This is a genomic window from Acinetobacter stercoris (assembly GCF_900323515.1).
Classification (GTDB): domain Bacteria; phylum Pseudomonadota; class Gammaproteobacteria; order Pseudomonadales; family Moraxellaceae; genus Acinetobacter; species Acinetobacter stercoris.
The window spans coordinates 1-17,477 of the sequence record NZ_OOGT01000070.1 but is presented as its reverse complement, the minus strand read 5'-3'; the positions used below and the strand labels follow the sequence as shown (position 1 = coordinate 17,477).

The following is a 17,477-nucleotide window of genomic DNA, read 5'->3' as shown; positions in this document are numbered from 1 at the left end:
TTTAAGAACTTATAGTTAATTTTTATGAATAAAAATAGCTCTGCTACACTGATTGCAGCAGAGCTATTTTAGTTTTCGAGAATATAATTTCAGACACTTATAACATGGACATTGACAGTCCAATGGCCAGCATTTTGCATTCAATTCAATAACATTTGAAAAATTGCTGATCTATAGAATCAATCTGATATTATAAAAAACAGGAAGACTTTTGACAGGTTCGAATACACGTCTTATCTAAAGTCATTTACCGACAACTCAAGTCGCAACAGTAACAAATCGTGTATCCAGATATGCCTGTATTGCCTCACTTCCCCCTTCTGTACCATAACCTGAATCTTTGACACCACCAAAAGGAACTTCAGGGAGAGCCAAACCTAAGTGGTTAATTGCCAGCATCCCCGTTTCAATATCCTGACCTAAAGCAGTTGCAGTATGTTGACTGGTTGTATATGCATAAGCTGCCAGACCATAAGCTAATCGGTTCGCTTCCGAAACTGCATCTTCATAGCGTTCAAATGGCTGACAAATTGCCAGTGGACCAAAAGGTTCTTCATTCATGCAACGTGCATCTAAAGGAACCTGACTTAAAATAGTTGCTCCAACGAAGTAGCCTTTCTCCAAATTGGATACATCTGCTTGATAAACCAGATTCGCACCTTTATTGAGAGCATCCTCAGTCAGTTTTTGTACATTATTCCAGGCTCGTTGATGAATCATTGGTCCCATATCGACATCAGCATCCAGGCCATTACCTATTTTTATCTTTGCTGCAGCTTGCTTAAATTTTTCGACAAAACTATCAAATACATTTTTTTCGATCAAAAACCGTGTTGGAGCAATACATACCTGTCCTGAGTTTCTAAATTTTGCCGCAGCCAATTGTTCCACTGCTTTATCTAGGTCTGCATCGTTAAATATCAAAACTGGAGCATGACCACCAAGCTCCATTGTACATTTTTTCATATGTAGGCCAGCCAGCGAAGCCAGTTTTTTACCAACAGCTGTTGATCCTGTAAAAGAAATTTTACGAATAATCGGATGAGGAATGAGGTATTCAGAAATTTCGGCAGGCTCACCAAACACCAGATTAATCACCCCATCTGGAATTCCTGCATCAATAAACGCTTTAAATAACTCTGCTGTAGAAGCAGGAGTATCCTCAGGACCTTTAACAATAATTGAACAACCAGCTGCTATTGCTGCTGACAACTTTCGTACAACCTGATTAATTGGGAAGTTCCACGGCGTAAAAGCTGCTACTGGACCAACAGGTACTTTGAATACCTGATTAATAACATTCGTTTGACGCGCAGGCACTATTTGACCATATACACGCTGCGCTTCGCCGGCAAACCATTCAATAACATCTACTGCTGCAAGAGTCTCGCCTCTTGCCTGAACCAAAGGTTTACCTTGCTCTTGTGTCATGATCTCAGCAATCAAATCTGCTCTTTCACGCAAAATCGTGGCTGCCTTACGCATGATACCTGCCCGCTTATAAGCAGACCATTTACTCCATAGTTTGTAACCACTTTGGGCAGCCAATAAGGCTTCATCTAAATCAGCTATACTGGCTTTAGCAACATGACCAATTTCTTGTCCATTAGCGGGATTTAATACTGCTATCGTTTGTTTAGACTGTGCATCTTTCCATTGGTTATTGATCAATAATTGCGTATTTGGATACATAGCTTACTCCATTGCCTTATATCTATTCTTTATTATCTGGTTTTATCACAAAATAAGATTTCACCGAATGACATCATATTTCAGCTTACAATTTAAAACCAGAAATAAGAATCCTGCAGTAAGTTTAAGGATAATGACCAAGACTTTAGCTCGGATTTAGAAACCCTCTATAATCAAAGAACCCATTAAGGGCTATTCATATCAAAAAAATAAAAGTAAAAAAGCAAATAAAAGAAAACTCAGTCCTGACAAATAAGAAATTGATCTGGATTTTTTCTGCATCCATTGCAACATTTTTTTTTGACTTAAAATATGTATTAAAAACAAGTTCCAACACAGCACGACAGAAACCATCCACAAACTGCTTAAAAGTTTTTCTATCAAACTGAACTGTGCGGATATCAATATCACCAAGCTACTATAAAATAAAATATTTTTCGGATTTAAAATACTTGATTGTAACCCCGACAAATACCCTTTATAAGAAGACACACTGCTCATTTGATCCTGAGTGACACTGACGACTTCCATATTCGTATGTTTGGCATGATAAAAACATAAACCGCAGAGATAGAATAAATATATAGCCCCGAAATAACGTAGATAGTTGAGCAGTTCCTGATTTATTTTTCCTAAGGTAAAAAAAGAAATATAGACGAATGCTAAAATCAGTGCATTCCCTGAAGCGATACCTAAACATACCCAACGTGCTGATCTAGTTCCCTGTCTCAGCAATGTACTTAAAATTAGAAAAAAATCTGGACCCGGTGAAAGCAAAGCCAAAAAGTGAGTAAGCGCAACAGCAAAAAATAATTCCATCATCATTCTCAAAAAAATTTGAGAAAGCTTAAGCTGTCAAAAATAAGATCTCTTGTATAAAATTGCGAGAATTATCACAAGATAACAAATTCTACATGGATACCTTCTAACGCAGATATAACCATTTTGAATCATTATAAATACGAAAGAAATAAATGTTTAAAAATAATCGCCTAGCATTAAAACCTTTTACAGAAGAATACTTGGCACCTATTCTAGATTTATTTCAAGATCATGAATTTATGAAATTTTCACCTTATGGCGCTTTAACATATGCAAAAGCTTTAATACGCTTTAGTGAAATTAAATTGCATTATAAAAATTATGGCTTTGGGAAAATGCTTATTATTGAAAAGATATAAATCAAGTTATTGGTTATTGTGGATTTGAAAAATTTGAATATAAAGGAAATCCAGAAATCGAATTAGGTTTTCGTATTTGTAAGGAAAAACAAAAACAGGGCTATGCCTATGAAGCCTCATCTATCGCTTTAGATGAGATCAAAAAACCAAGATTAAAACATGCTTTTGCTTTTTCAGAAACTGAAAATAAAAAAGCACATTCTCTCTTAAATAAACCAGGATTCGAAGAAATCTCCAAAGAACAATATCTAGACATGGATGTAATTTTTTATAAAAAACAGCTTCTTTAAAAATCTAGTTATGTATGAACAATTCGTTGCTGATATTGCTTCGGTGTTACACCTGTAAATGATTTAAATACCCGATGAAAATGACTTTGATCACTAAATCCGAGATCATAGGCAACATGTAAAATTTGCTGACCTGATTTCAAACGCTCTCTAGCCAGATTAATTTTCTGATTTAATTGATAGGCATGTGGTGTCAAACCAAAATTATTTTTAAATAAGCGAATAATTGCATATCGGCTAATTCCTACTTTTTCAGAAAGTGTCTCTAAAGAAATAAACGCTTCAGAAGCATTCAAGTATTCAACCAGATCATATAAATAAGATTGAAGATAAGGTGACAGATGAAGCTCATCCCACTGTATATTTGGTAATAAAATGAATGATAACATCTCAATCAAACGATGTTCTTTTTCAAACACAGTCAGCTCATTAGAGAACAGATCGTCATTTAATTGTGTAAATGATTGATAAATTTTGTGATTCTTTATAACCTTTGGTTTTAAATGTGGAGTAAAAGACTCTTGTAACCTTTCATCAAAAGAGAGTGAAAGCTCATCAAAGAGTTTTGCTACCCAATGTGCATCCAGATGCATCATTTGGTAACTCCATTGCCGATCAGGCAATGGATTACACGAATGCTCAATATGGGCTGGAATAACAACCAGACTACCAGATTCTATTTGTTGCTCAGTCGCAAATACGCTACTAAAACAGCTTTGCCCTATATCAACGGCACCTATAGATAATGTGGGATGACTATGCGGTTTATAACAGATTCGACTATGACATGCCCTACGTGTTTCAACATAAGGCATGTCTGGGTGACTCCAAAACTCAACATTTGTCTCATTATTCATAGCAATACAATTAAAATAAGTATTTATTCAGCCAAAGCTTTTTCAATATCCTCTTCCAAAGACTCAGGTTTTGTTGTCGGTGCGTAGCGGTTGACAACCAGTCCCTGCCTGTTAATGAGAAACTTGGTAAAATTCCACTTGATTCCATTTCCAAGCATTCCTTTACTATTATTAGTCAAATAGCGGAATATTGCATGTGCCTCAGGACCTTTGACATCAATTTTAGCAAACATCGGGAATGTTACCCCGTAGTTTTTCTGGCAAAATGCACCAATCTGTTCCTCTGTTCCAGGTTCTTGCCCACCAAACTGGTTACACGGAAAACCCAAAACCACGAGTCCCTGATCCTTGTACTTCTCATAGAGTTTTTCTAAACCTGCATATTGTGGGGTAAACCCACACTTACTTGCAGTATTTACAATCAATAAAACTTTACCTTCATAATCAGTAAATGCTTTATTTTCTCCATCTAACAATTCTGCTTCAAATTGATAAATGTTGGTCATGGATATGTTTCCTCGTCACTTTTTTCTTGTGTTTTTAATTCTAATGATGCTGAATTTACGCAATACCGAAGTCCTGTTGGTTGAGGTCCATCCTCAAAAACATGTCCTAAATGCGCATCGCAATGATGACAGACAATTTCCGTTCTGACCATACCATGTGATAAATCTTCGTGTTCCTCTATGACTGATGCGTTGACAGGCTTATAAAAACTTGGCCAACCACAACCACTATCATATTTGGTTTCTGATGTAAAAAGCTCCGTACCACAACATCGACAAACATAGCTACCTTGTTGTTTTGTATTCCAATATTTCCCAGTAAAAGCTGGTTCCGTCCCCTTTTGTCGAGTTATTTTAAACTCTTCAGGTGATAACTCTCTTTGCCATTCTCGGTCTGTTTTATTGAGTTTTCCCATGATTAAACTCCTTTAAATCTTTTACATTCAATGTCATGCTTCTGTACTTCCATATTTACGCTACAGATTGAAAAATTTCTAGCTAAATTTACACATAGATTGTGATATTTCAGTAATCTATATTTTGTTCACACTTATATGATTGGATAAGATTATGTCCGTTTTAGGTAACACAACACCACGCGAAATCAAAAAATCGTCAAAGCTCGAGCATGTTTGCTACGACATTCGTGGACCTGTGTTACGAGCGGCCAATGAAATGGAAGAAGCCGGTCATAAGATCATCAAGCTCAATATTGGTAACCCCGCCCCATTTGGTTTTGAAGCACCTCAGGAAATTATTAATGATGTTGCTTTAAATTTACCAAATGCAATTGGTTATACCGATTCAAAAGGTATCTTCCCTGCACGTAAAGCAATCTGCCAGTATTATCAACAAAAAGGCATTCTGGATTTACATGTTAAAGATGTATATATCGGAAATGGTGTTTCTGAGCTTATTGTCATGGCCATGCAAGGTTTACTGGACGATGGCGATGAGATGTTGGTACCAATGCCTGACTATCCCTTATGGACAGCAGCAGTCAACTTGTCTGGTGGCACAGCTATTCACTATAAATGTGATGACCAAAATCACTGGTATCCAGATATTGCGGATATGGAAAGCAAGATCACACCAAATACTCGCGGTATCGTGGTGATCAATCCCAATAACCCGACTGGTGCAGTTTACCCTCGTCACGTTTTAGAACAAATCGTCGCTTTAGCAAAAAAATATGACCTGATTCTTTTTGCAGACGAAATTTATGACAAGATTGTTTATGATGGCATTGAACATGTTGCATTAGCAGCTTTGGCTGGTGATCAATTATGTATTTCGTTTAATGGTTTATCTAAAGCCTATCGTATCGCTGGTTATCGTTCTGGCTGGATGGCTATTACAGGTGATAAATCACGTGCAGAAGACTACATTGAAGGCCTGGATATGCTCGCTTCCATGCGTTTATGTGCAAATCATCAAGCGCAATATGCAATCCAGACAGCACTTGGCGGCTATCAGTCTATCAATGATCTGATTCGCCCTGGTGGCCGTTTATATGAACAGCGCAATATCGCTTGGGAAATGCTCAATGACATTCCAGGGGTGTCTTGCGTTAAACCAGAAGGTGCAATGTACTGTTTCCCTAAACTTGACCCAGAGGTCTATCCTGTTCAGGATGATGAAAAGTTTATGCTCGATCTGCTTCGTGCTGAAAAAGTCCTTTTAGTTCAAGGAACTGGGTTTAACTGGCCTACACCTGACCATTTCCGTGTTGTATTCCTTCCAGCAGAAAATGAACTGCGTGAAGCATTAAACCGTTTAAGTCGTTTCTTGGCAAAAATGCGTTAATTTACTCGTAGTTTTATTTAAAAGGTACTTAAAAATATTTAAGTACCTTTTCCATTTTAAATGACGAAAAAACAGACTATCTATTAGAATAACTTTGCTTAATATCGTTTTTTGCTTTCAGTCATTAGTGCCTATTGAATAAATTAACGATCAAACTATGCACAACATCAATTATATTTATTTTATATAAATAACCATTTTCATTTTGGTATGGGCAAAGACCCGTATTTTATATTAAGTTTAACGTGGCATATAAAATGCTAACAAAATAAAGAAATTCATATAAGGATATGAAATGAAGAAATCACTAACATCTCTCACTCTTGCATTAAGTTTGATCATCCCAATTTCAGCATTTGCTAAAAATAATGTTGTAGTCGTTGCAACTGGCGGTACCATTGCTGGTGCAGGTGCAAGCTCTACCAACAGCGCAACGTATACAGCAGCAAAAGTTCCTGTAGATGATTTATTAAATGCCGTTCCACAAATCCAGAACCTTGCAAATGTTTCAGGGGTACAGGCATTACAAATTGCATCAGAAAGTATCACTGATAAAGAACTTATTCAAATTGCCCGTAAGATTAATGAATTAGTTAAAAAACCTGATGTCAATGGTGTAGTCATTACCCATGGAACAGATACACTTGAAGAAACTGCGTTTTTCTTGAATCTTGTTGTACATACCGATAAACCAATTGTTGTAGTCGGATCCATGCGTCCACCTTCTGCGCTCTCTGCCGATGGTCCATTGAATCTGTATAGTGCAGTAGCATTGGCTGCATCAAATGATGCCAAAGGGAAAGGCGTTTTTGTACTCATGAACGATAGTATTTTTGCAGCTCGTGATGTTTCCAAAACAATTAATATCCATACCAATGCTTTTCAAAGCCAATGGGGTGCTTTAGGAACTTTAGTTGAAGGAAAAACCTACTGGTTTAGAAATTCAGTCAAACGCCATAATAACAACTCTGAATTTAATATTGAAAATATTAAAGGTGATGCTTTACCACTGGTACAAATTGTCTATGGTTCTGACAACATGTTGCCAGACTCATATCTGGCACTACAAAAAGCAGGAGTAAAAGCCATCGTTAATGCAGGTACAGGTAACGGCTCAGTGCCAAATTATATTGTTCCAACGCTCAACCAGCTGCAGCAACAAGGCATTCAGGTTGTTCGCTCATCACGTGTGCCACAAGGATTTGTTCTCCGTAATGCAGAACAACCAGACGATAAATATGGCTGGGTTGTTGCTCATGACTTGAATCCACAAAAAGCTCGTATTCTAGCGGCACTGGCTTTAACTAAAACTAAAGATGCCAAAGAAATTCAACGTATCTTCTGGGAATATTAATATTTAGATAATGAACATGCTGTGTAAAAATAGGCTCAATAATTGAGCCTATTTTTTAATTTATAAGAATAGCTCAATCTTAATCTCACCTTAATCATCCACGCTATACACTACAAAAAAATTAATGTATTCGAGCGTCATGTATAAGTTTCTCTTTCATCTCCCGTTAAATTTTGAAAAATCAACTCATCTCATACTCATTATGATTCGCCTTTCACTTGGGCTATTTTTTTCCAGCACTGGCTTTAATAAACTGTTTATTGAAGCCAACCAGAAAATCATGTTTGAAACTATCGTGACAGCTGGTATCCCGTTTCCTGAATTCATGGCAATATTTATATCTGGTCTAGAATTTATTGCAGGTTTTTTTTTAATTTTAGGTTTATTTACAAAAATCAGTAGCCTTATTTTATGCATGATTTGCCTTGTAGCATTGATCACAGTAGGTATCCATAGTATTCCTCCCTCAATAAACATGATCACATGGTTAAGCTGGTTCTTTTATATACATGATTTTTTATATCTATTATTGCTCATGGTGATTATTACTCATAAAACTGATTATTTTTCGATTGATCACTACATTCCAGGCAAATACAAAAAACCTAATGATTGAAAAGCTGATTAGGTATGGATCACATCTAATTGAATAAAATCAAAATATATAGCATTGTTGAAAACCGCCCTTGTACTTTATGCTTGTGATTTATGGATCAAACGATTGACACTTGTAGCCACTTGCCATTTGTTTAGTTTTTAATAGAGTTTAGACAAATAATAATCAAAGACCATGTCTACTCCATGTTAAAATATTCCGCAGTCTTAGGAAGGGTTGGTTTATGCAGTTTGTTCATCTTGGTATCCATACAGAATTTTCGATTACAGAGTCGATCGTACGTGTACCTGATCTCGTAAAAGCAGCTGCCAGTGATAACATGCCAGCAATGGCAATTACAGACCTTTCCAACCTACATGCTGCGGTCAAGTTCTATAAAAAATCTCTAGATAAAGGTATAAAACCTATCTTTGGTAGCACGATTCGTCTAAACGACGCAACCCATAAGGCTACCCTGCTTGCCATGACCAACAAGGGTTGGCGTGGACTGACTGAAATTGTTTCACGTGGTTATATCGAAGGTCAGCAACTTGATATCCCATGTATCAGGAAAGAATGGATACTTGAACAATCTCAAGACATTATTGTATTGCTTGGTCTACATAGCGATGTCGGTGAAATGTTGTGCTCGGCTTATCCTGAAAAAGCTGAACCCTTACTTGATGAATGGATCGAAAAATTTGGAAACCGCGTTTATCTTGCATTGACTCGTACCAATCGCCCAAATGAAGAAAACTTCATTCAAGAAGCCGTCAAACTTGCAAAAAAATACAATATTGGTGTAGTTGCACATAATGATGTGCATTTTATCAGACCTGAAGACTTTGAAGCACATGAAGCCCGTGTCTGCATCGCTGATGGTTATGTTCTTGCGGATGATCGCCGCCCAAAAAATTATAGTCCTGAACAGTATTTCAAGACCACTGAGGAAATGCATGCATTATTTTCAGACATTCCAAGTGCACTCGAAAATACAATCCAAATTGCTAAGCGTTGTAACGTATCACTTCGCCTAGGATTCCATGATTTACCAGACTATCCTATTCCAGAAGGCCATACTATTGACACCTACTTTGAGCACTTATCACAAGTAGGGCTGGAGGAACGTCTAGATGTGCTCTATCCTGTCGAAAAACGCGGCGAAGATTGGGCAGAAATCCGCAAGCCATACGATGAACGGCTAGCTTATGAACTCGGCATCATCAATAAGATGGGATTTCCGGGATACTTTCTCATCGTCATGGACTTTATCCAGTGGTCTAAAAACAATGGTGTCCCTGTAGGACCAGGACGTGGTTCAGGTGCAGGTTCTCTAGTCGCATTCAGTTTAAAAATTACCGATCTGGATCCTTTAAGATACGATCTACTCTTTGAACGTTTCTTGAATCCAGAACGTGTATCCATGCCCGACTTTGACGTAGACTTCTGTATCGCAGGTCGTGACCGTGTTATTGACTATGTTGCACGCCACTATGGCCGTGATGCTGTTTCACAGATTGCGACTTTTGGTACCATGGCAGCGAAAGGTGCTATCCGTGACGTGGCACGTGTGCTTGGTAAATCATATGGTTTGGCAGATCGTATTTCAAAAATGATTCCAACCAAACCTTTAGGTTTAAGTCTTGAAGAGTCTCTAGAAGCAGAACCACAACTCAAAGACATTGTCACCAATCCATCCAATCCTGATTATGATGATGCTTCTGAAATCTGGGAAATGGCACTTAAACTTGAAGGCATTACCCGTAACACGGGTAAACATGCGGGTGGTGTTGTTATTGCACCGACTAAAATCACTGATTATTCCGCTGTTTTATGTGATGCAGATGGTACAAACCGCGTTGCCCAATTCGATAAGGATGACGTCGAAGCTGCTGGTCTGGTTAAATTCGACTTTTTGGGTCTGCGTAACTTAACGGTTATTGAGGATGCTGTAAAAAATATCAATAAACGCATCCAGTCTGAAACACCATTAAATATTTCAAATATTCCATTGGATGATGCCGACGCCTATTCTATTTTTGCAAATGCCAATACTACAGCGGTATTCCAGTTTGAATCCGTGGGCATGAAAAAGATGCTGAAAGAAGCACGCCCAAGTAAATTTGAAGAAATTATTGCTTTCGTATCGTTATATCGTCCTGGTCCGATGGATCTTATTCCAGACTTTATCCATCGTATGCATGGTGGTGAGTTTGAATACCTGCATCCACTTCTCGAAGGTGTACTCGAACCCACCTACGGAATCATGGTATATCAGGAACAGGTTATGCAGGCTGCACAGTTCTGTGCAGGTTATACGCTTGGTGGTGCGGACTTACTGCGCCGTGCCATGGGTAAAAAGAAAGTTGAGGAGATGGTCAAACACCGTCAAATCTTTATTGAAGGTGCAGCTAAAAAAGATATTGATGAAGCAACTGCCAATCATATCTTTGACTACATGGAAAAATTTGCAGGATATGGGTTTAACAAATCACATGCCGCTGCATATGCATTGGTCGCTTATCAGACTGCATGGTTAAAAGCACATTACCCTTCTGAGTTTTTGGCAGCAGTGATGTCTTCGGAAATGCAGAATACTGATAATGTTGTATTTCTAATTGATGATTGCCGTACCAATCATATTGAAGTTTTACCACCATCCATCAATATGTCTTTCTACCAATTCCATGCATCAGACGAGAAAACGATTATTTATGGATTAGGTGCGATTAAAGGTGTTGGTGAACAGGCAATGCAGTCCGTCATCGACTCTCGTGAACAGGACGGACCATACAAGGACTTATTTGACTTCTGCCATCGCATTGATCTGAAAAAAATCAATAAAAGAACCCTTGAAGCATTAATTCGTGCTGGTGCTCTGGACTGTCTTGGAATGGAGCGTTCTACCATCATGGCTCAGCTTCCTGAAGCAGTTCAGGCAGCTGAGCAAGCCCGCTCTAACCGTGAAACAGGTATTATGGATCTGTTCGGTGAAGTGGAAGAAGTACAGCGCAAACCAGCCAAGCCATTAAAACCGTGGTCAGATGAGGTTCGTCTGAAAGGTGAAAAAGATACCCTAGGCTTATACTTGACAGGTCATCCAATTGATGTATATCGTTCCGAATTAAAAGCTTTTATTCCTCATAAAATCAATGAACTGACACCAACGCGTCGTGGCACTACGACTGTCTTTGCAGGTTTGGTTGTCGATGTTGCCAATTTTCCTAACCGTATGATGGTGACCCTGGATGATGGCACGGCACGTATCGAAGTGTCTTCCAACCATGAGCGTTTCCAGCGTTTTAAAGATATTATTCAGAATGAAAAAGTTGTTGTAATCGAAGGTGAAATTTATGAACGTGAAGGTTTTGATCGTCCCTCTGGTCGATTAACCAAAGCTTTCACATTAAATGAAATTCGTCAAAAACGGGCAAATAACATTAATATCGAGCTCAAACCAGAAGTCATCAGTAAAACACTCGCATCAGATATTCAAAAGATAATTTTACCTTTTTGTAATGTTGATATGAGTCAGCATATCCCAATGCAATTTAAACTGGATTATGACTATGCAACTGCAGAGTTACATCTAGGTCAACAATGGAAAGTTGCGCCTACGGATGAACTTCTTGCAAAATTACGTGATTATTTCGGTAAGGAATGCATTCATATCGAATACCACGTCAAATCAAAAGCCGCGAAAGTCATTGACCATAAAGAACAACCTGCCCAATCACTTGCCCCTCCCCCAAGTAATATGAGCATGGATGAAGCAATGGATCAGCTATTAGCTGAATCAGGTCAAGCTGAAGTTAGCCAATACTCTTAAATTTTCTGGAAATACTATGGATATCATAGATAATGTTGTGGTTTCACAGCATTTAAGTCATGTGCGTATTGTGATGGTCAATACTACCCTGCCTGCAAATATTGGCAGTGCATTACGTGCAATGAAAACAATGGGTCTGTCAAAATTGGTACTGGTTGCTCCAAAAACCTATCCACATCCAGATATTAATGCACTTGCAGCAGGTGCTGTCGACCTTATTGAACAAATTGAAATTGTAGAAACCCTTGAAGAGGCAATCAAAGACTGTCATCTGGTTTTTGGAACAAGTGCCCGAAGCAGAACCATTCCCTGGCCCCTTTTGGATGCACGTCCTGCCGCTCAGAAATCCATGCAAGCGGTGATGCAGCACCAGCAAGAAGTAGCCATTATTTTTGGTCGTGAAGATCGTGGTCTGACTAATGAGGAACTGGCCCTTGCCAATTACCATGTGACTATCCCAGTCAATAGTGATTACGGTGTTTTGAATGTTGCCCAAGCCATCCAGGTCATTTGCTATGAAATGCGCATGGCAACTTTAGAATATGTGGATAAAGAAACCGATCACCAAGCGGTGATGCATGTCACAGAACAAGATGATATGCACTGGGATGAGCCACTGGTTACCCATGAACAAATGGAACAATTTTACCCTCATATTGAGAAGATGCTCTCAGAAATCGAATTTTTAGATCCAAAAAATCCAAGATTACTTCCTTTACGCTTGCGTCGTTTATTTGGACGTATACAATTAGATCGTATGGAATATCATTTACTTCGTGGCATATTCAGTCGCGTACAAGCATTAAATAATGGTACATGGAAAAAGTCAGAAAATGAGGATCGGAACTAATGCTTAAACAGCTCAAAGAAGATGTACAGGCTGTATTCGCGCGTGATCCTGCCGCACGTAATACATTTGAAGTTTTAACGACATATCCAGGCATACATGCCTTGATCATGCATCGTATGGCACATGAGTTGTGGAAAAAAGACTGTAAAACTTCAGCGCGTATTCTTTCCTCTTTTAGCCGTTTTGCTACAGGTATCGAAATACACCCTGGTGCAAAAATCGGGAAACGTTTTTTTATCGATCACGGTATGGGGGTAGTCATCGGGGAAACTGCAGAAATTGGTGATGATGTCACACTCTATCATGGTGTGACACTCGGTGGTACAACATGGAATAAAGGGAAACGTCACCCGACTCTTGAAGACGGTGTGGTTGTTGGAGCTGGTGCAAAAATTTTAGGACCATTTATTGTTGGTAAAAATGCCAAAGTAGGTTCAAATGCGGTAGTCACTAAAGAAGTTCCTGAGGGAGTCACTGCTGTCGGGAACCCTGCTCGCTTCATCTTCAAAAATAAAGATAAATCAACTGAAAACGAGCATGAACAACGACGCCGCAGCTATGCTGAAAGTATTGGTTTTCAGCCCTATGCAGCAACCCAAGATCAATCTGATCCAATGCTTGAAGGAATGCGTGTATTACTTGACCGAATCCAGCACAATGAAAAACGGATTAATGATCTATGCCATCAGCTTTCATTACTTGATCCAACCTATAATAAACAGCAAGATGCTGAACCTTATAGTGAGGAAGAACTTAAAATTATTGAAGAAGTTCGAAGAGAATGTGAAGCTCAAAGCCAGCAATCAAAAGCATAGTATCTCTTAGCTCCGCTAAATGTTCAGAAAAATGGAGAGGAATTGAGATTTTGTTCCTCTCCCTCCTGTCTTAAAAAAATAGGCATTGTTTCGACTAAAATGAGCAAGCAATGCCTTATGAGCATCTCAAACTTAGTGACAGATGTAAATACTTTGCAATGTCAACAGCTTCTAATGTATTAATTTTAATAATTCCATGTTTTTCAAGTTGCATGTTCGTTTTTCTTTTTTTAGACTGACCGATAAGCTTCTTTATTTCAAAACAGTTTAATTTAATTAACAACGGATGAATCTTCATATGACGATTAAGCCTTTGGCATATGCATTGATTGCGGCTTCTTTTTTGACCGCATGTAGTACTCAACCATTAAAGCAAAATAAATCTACAGACCCTATTGTATATACCGAACCAGATGTTTCTGCTCCGTTTTATGCTTTAAATCCATTTAGTTATGATGCTCCACCGCCATTCGAAATCGAATTGAAAAAGGCTGCTGCTGCCCCACTTACCAAAATGGTTGTGACCGACCCGAATAATCCGGCAAAACAACTAACGCTAGATACCAATAAACTTATTGTTCCAACTGTAAATAGCAATCAGCGTGCAATGAAATATGCTGTACTGGCGGGTAAAGATGAAATTGATATCACAGCTATCGATGACTTCTTACAACTGGTAGAAGGCAAAGCACGCCATTACCCGCCACAGTTTACTGACCGTCAGGAACGACGTGGTTATGAGAGTAAACTCAAACAGGTTTCTACTGAACTCGATAAATTGGCTGAAGCTAACAATGCCTCATTTGATATCCTTATTCGTGCATTTAAAGCGAGTATCCTTGGCCGTAACCTTGATTTAGGTTCGTCTTATACGACTAAATCATTAAAATATGCGCAACGTATTTTAAAAATCAACCAAGATGATCCAGAAGCAAATTTATGGTTTGGTTTCTCTTTATCTGAGGGTGGTGGTCAAAAAGAAGCATTGCCATATCTAGATAAAGCAATGAAGTTAAATGTTCAGGAAGCATATCTATCATCTGTAAATAACTACTTGGGTATGGAACAGAAAAAAGCTGCGATTCAGACTTTGAAAAACTACAAAGTTAAATATCCAGAAGAAGCCCAAGTCGCAGACCGTCTGATTGATGAAATTCAGACTCAGGGGCGTTACAATGTCTGGCAAATTCTGAAAAATCCAGCGCAATCTAAAAAGTAATAAAACCTCCAACGAAATCTGAGATCAAAATCTCACTTTTTATAAAAAAATAGACTGTCTCGTACAGTCTATTTTTATGAAATCTCATTGAAATAACCAACAAATATCGTATGATCTTTTAAAATTTCAATTCATATTTGATGGCAGATATGCAGTGTATAAAAACCAGTAAAATACTCACCGTAATGGCATTTGCCAGCGTTTTTCTTAGCGGCTGTCAAGTCGTTAGTGTTAAACAACAAGCAATTGATGTCACCATTACCAATGAACGTGCCAATATTCTTACACGTGACAAACTCAGTGAAGCCAGTCTGAATGTCCTTTCAATGACAGGCAGTCAGGCAGAAATATGCTCAAATCAGCCAGACAGCTGTATAAAAGAACTCACCAAAATCACCCAGATTCAGGATGAACAGCTTTATTCAACTGCCAGTGAACTATATCTGGCAAAAGCGACTGCACTGGGTAAATCTTCAAGCTGCGCTATTAGCCGACTATCCAAATTTGAATCGGAAGACAAAAGACAAATTAAAGCGCAAAGTTATAACAAATGCTTAGATGAACAGATGTCAATGCTCGATAAAAGTATTCGTTATAGTTATGCTTATTTATTTACCACCAAACGGAAACCTCAAGACCGTATTTTCGACAATCGACAGGTTCAAATCAGGGACTTTTACAATCAGGCACTGGCAAAAATGGTATCAACTTACAGTGTCAGATACCCTGATAAAAAAATGAAAAGTAACATCAGAATTGGTCAAAGTAACTATAAAATTGACTTAACCCATTATCCTCAACTCGAAGGTATCGAACTTGAAAGTTTGATGTCTAGCTACAATCTGAACTTTTCAGGACTTCGATCGATCAACAGACGTGATGGTTTCGGATCCGAATTTGTTGCAGTACTTCCCAAACAAAAAGACGAAGCAGAAAATAAATATATTATTGATCCGCTCAATCATCATTATAAAACAGGAATCAATCCTAACATCCACCCAGCACGCTACCTATCTGTAACTATTGCGGCAGAACCGCAACAGTCCGACAGTATTGAGCAGATTTTACATGGGCATGACTTTAAACTAAAAATTTTTGACCCTTACCGTTATGACAACATTACTCTTGCTAACAAATCATATCCTTTAGCAGCAAACTTTTCTGCCCCATATGGTCTCTGGCTTGCGCAAAATAATTTGGGTATTGCGGCACTTTTAAGCTTAATTGATCGTGATCAGCGCTTAACCATGCCTCATTTGTATATGCTTGAACCATATAACCCTAATAAAAAAGTGATCGTATTGGTACATGGGCTTGCAAGTAGTCCAGAAGCATGGATTCGTCTGACCAATGATATGATGGGAGATCCTGTTTTAAGAGAGCATTATCAAGTCTGGCAGGTCTTTTATTCAACCAACATGCCAATTCTGGAAAGTCGCTATCAAATCTATGCAATCATTCAACAAACTTTTGCAATGATTGGCAATCAATCTACTGCTGCCAAAGACTCTGTTCTCATTGGGCATAGTATGGGAGGAATTATTGCCAGATTATTGGTAAGTGATGCCGATCTGGTAACTCCAGCAATGAAATTATTAAATGCCCGAAAAATTGACAAACTCAAATCGAACAGTGCATTTGAACAACGCCTTGTGATTAAACCGGTTCCGAATTTTTCCCGTGCAATCTTTATCTCAGCACCTCATCGCGGAACAGATTATGCTGATCTTTGGTTCACTCGTCTTGCACGAAAAATTATCAAGCTTCCTGGCGCATTTCTTGGTGCGATTGGTGATTCTGTTGAAGATAAAGATATTAATGTTAAGCACTTTATCAACCAAATTGGACATGACCTAATTCAAAATGGACCAAGTGACCTCAGCCATAACTCTAAATTTACCCAGTTAACTGAGAATATTGAGCCATATAAAGGAGTCATTTTCCACTCGATTATGGGAAATAAAACTGACAGCACAGACCCTGATGTGATGTCTGATGGTATCGTTCCATATCGTAGTGCCCATCTTGATGGAGCTTTATCTGAGAAAATCATTCATGGTGGTCATTCAATCCAGGAAACACCCGAAGCTGTTTTGGAATTACGCAGGATTCTCAGATTACACTTACTTGATTTAGGTTTATATAAAACCAATCAGACTACACCTTGATTCTCTTCATTGTCATAAAAAGCCTTCAATTAAAGAAGGCTTTTTTATACTAAAAACATCTATATAAAAATACAACATTTCATTAGAAAAACTAATCAATATTTTTTTAAAATAAATTTTAGTATAATAAGCGAGCAAACTTTCCAACGATTTACACAACTCAAAATAAAAAACATTTGTATATTTTTCATTATTTTTATAATATCCAAACTTAAAATTATTTTAAAAATAATTAAAAATTATAAAATTAACAAAAGTTATTTGCACTAACATAATAAAATTAATAACAATAAAAACAATGACTTGTGTTAAGAT

Annotated in this window: 15 protein-coding genes; 10 read left to right on the top strand and 5 right to left on the bottom strand. The window is 38.0% G+C overall.

Going from position 1 to position 17,477, the window contains the following annotated elements; all coding sequences use genetic code 11:
- Positions 1–258: 258 nt before the first annotated feature.
- Entirely contained in the window at positions 259–1,692 is a 1,434-nt protein-coding gene (locus KPC_RS09215) for an NAD-dependent succinate-semialdehyde dehydrogenase (RefSeq protein ID WP_121974083.1), read from the bottom strand.
- Between the two features lie 201 nt (positions 1,693–1,893).
- The gene (locus tag KPC_RS09210; RefSeq protein WP_121974082.1) at positions 1,894–2,511 is read right to left on the bottom strand and encodes a LysE family translocator; all 618 of its coding nucleotides are present in this window, start codon (positions 2,509–2,511) and stop codon (positions 1,894–1,896) included.
- Between the two features lie 155 nt (positions 2,512–2,666).
- Here KPC_RS09210 and KPC_RS20760 point away from each other — a divergent pair, with 155 nt between their 5' ends.
- Both KPC_RS20760 and KPC_RS20755 read left to right on the top strand, forming a co-directional pair.
- Positions 2,667–2,873 carry a GNAT family N-acetyltransferase gene (locus KPC_RS20760; RefSeq protein WP_228212199.1) on the top strand — a complete coding sequence of 69 codons (207 nt, stop codon included), beginning with the start codon at positions 2,667–2,669 and terminating at the stop codon, positions 2,871–2,873.
- Positions 2,870–3,163: a GNAT family N-acetyltransferase gene (locus KPC_RS20755; RefSeq protein ID WP_228212205.1), complete on the top strand. Its 294-nt coding sequence runs from the start codon at positions 2,870–2,872 to the stop codon at positions 3,161–3,163. The genes KPC_RS20760 and KPC_RS20755 overlap by 4 nt, the downstream gene beginning before the upstream one ends.
- 8 nt (positions 3,164–3,171) lie before the next feature.
- On the opposite strand, the gene KPC_RS09200 is transcribed toward KPC_RS20755, so the two are convergent.
- From KPC_RS09200 to msrB, 3 genes are read right to left on the bottom strand one after another with little or no spacing between them, the layout of a single operon-like run.
- Positions 3,172–4,020: an AraC family transcriptional regulator gene (locus tag KPC_RS09200; protein WP_121974081.1), complete on the bottom strand. Its 849-nt coding sequence runs from the start codon at positions 4,018–4,020 to the stop codon at positions 3,172–3,174.
- 23 nt (positions 4,021–4,043) lie between these two features.
- Positions 4,044–4,526, bottom strand: coding sequence for a glutathione peroxidase (locus KPC_RS09195; protein WP_121974080.1), 483 nt, complete (start codon positions 4,524–4,526; stop codon positions 4,044–4,046).
- Complete coding sequence (msrB, locus tag KPC_RS09190) at positions 4,523–4,942, bottom strand: peptide-methionine (R)-S-oxide reductase MsrB (protein ID WP_121974079.1); 420 nt, start codon at positions 4,940–4,942, stop codon at positions 4,523–4,525. Before msrB ends, KPC_RS09195 begins: the two co-directional genes overlap by 4 nt.
- A 154-nt stretch (positions 4,943–5,096) precedes the next feature.
- Between msrB and KPC_RS09185 the strand changes: the two genes are divergently transcribed.
- The 8 genes from KPC_RS09185 (at position 5,097) to KPC_RS09145 (ending at position 17,162) form a co-directional block, all read left to right on the top strand.
- Positions 5,097–6,332, top strand: coding sequence for a pyridoxal phosphate-dependent aminotransferase (locus tag KPC_RS09185; protein ID WP_121974078.1), 1,236 nt, complete (start codon positions 5,097–5,099; stop codon positions 6,330–6,332).
- A gap of 295 nt (positions 6,333–6,627) precedes the next feature.
- Complete coding sequence (locus KPC_RS09180; RefSeq protein WP_121974077.1) at positions 6,628–7,686, top strand: asparaginase; 1,059 nt, start codon at positions 6,628–6,630, stop codon at positions 7,684–7,686.
- A gap of 139 nt (positions 7,687–7,825) precedes the next feature.
- Positions 7,826–8,302 (top strand): DoxX family protein, encoded by a 477-nt coding sequence (locus KPC_RS09175; RefSeq protein ID WP_121974076.1) that lies wholly within the window; start codon positions 7,826–7,828, stop codon positions 8,300–8,302.
- Positions 8,303–8,525: 223 nt separating this feature from the next.
- A complete protein-coding gene (gene dnaE, locus KPC_RS09170) occupies positions 8,526–12,110 on the top strand; it encodes a DNA polymerase III subunit alpha (protein ID WP_121974075.1) in 3,585 nt (1,194 codons plus the stop codon).
- A 16-nt stretch (positions 12,111–12,126) separates the two neighbouring features.
- A complete protein-coding gene (locus tag KPC_RS09165; protein WP_121974074.1) occupies positions 12,127–12,960 on the top strand; it encodes an RNA methyltransferase in 834 nt (277 codons plus the stop codon).
- Positions 12,960–13,775 (top strand): serine O-acetyltransferase, encoded by an 816-nt coding sequence (cysE, locus tag KPC_RS09160; RefSeq protein ID WP_121974073.1) that lies wholly within the window; start codon positions 12,960–12,962, stop codon positions 13,773–13,775. Before KPC_RS09165 ends, cysE begins: the two co-directional genes overlap by 1 nt.
- A 298-nt stretch (positions 13,776–14,073) precedes the next feature.
- Positions 14,074–14,994: an ABUW_2363 family tetratricopeptide repeat lipoprotein gene (locus KPC_RS09150; RefSeq protein WP_121974071.1), complete on the top strand. Its 921-nt coding sequence runs from the start codon at positions 14,074–14,076 to the stop codon at positions 14,992–14,994.
- 149 nt (positions 14,995–15,143) lie between these two features.
- Positions 15,144–17,162: an esterase/lipase family protein gene (locus tag KPC_RS09145; RefSeq protein ID WP_121974084.1), complete on the top strand. Its 2,019-nt coding sequence runs from the start codon at positions 15,144–15,146 to the stop codon at positions 17,160–17,162.
- Positions 17,163–17,477 lie beyond the last annotated feature (315 nt).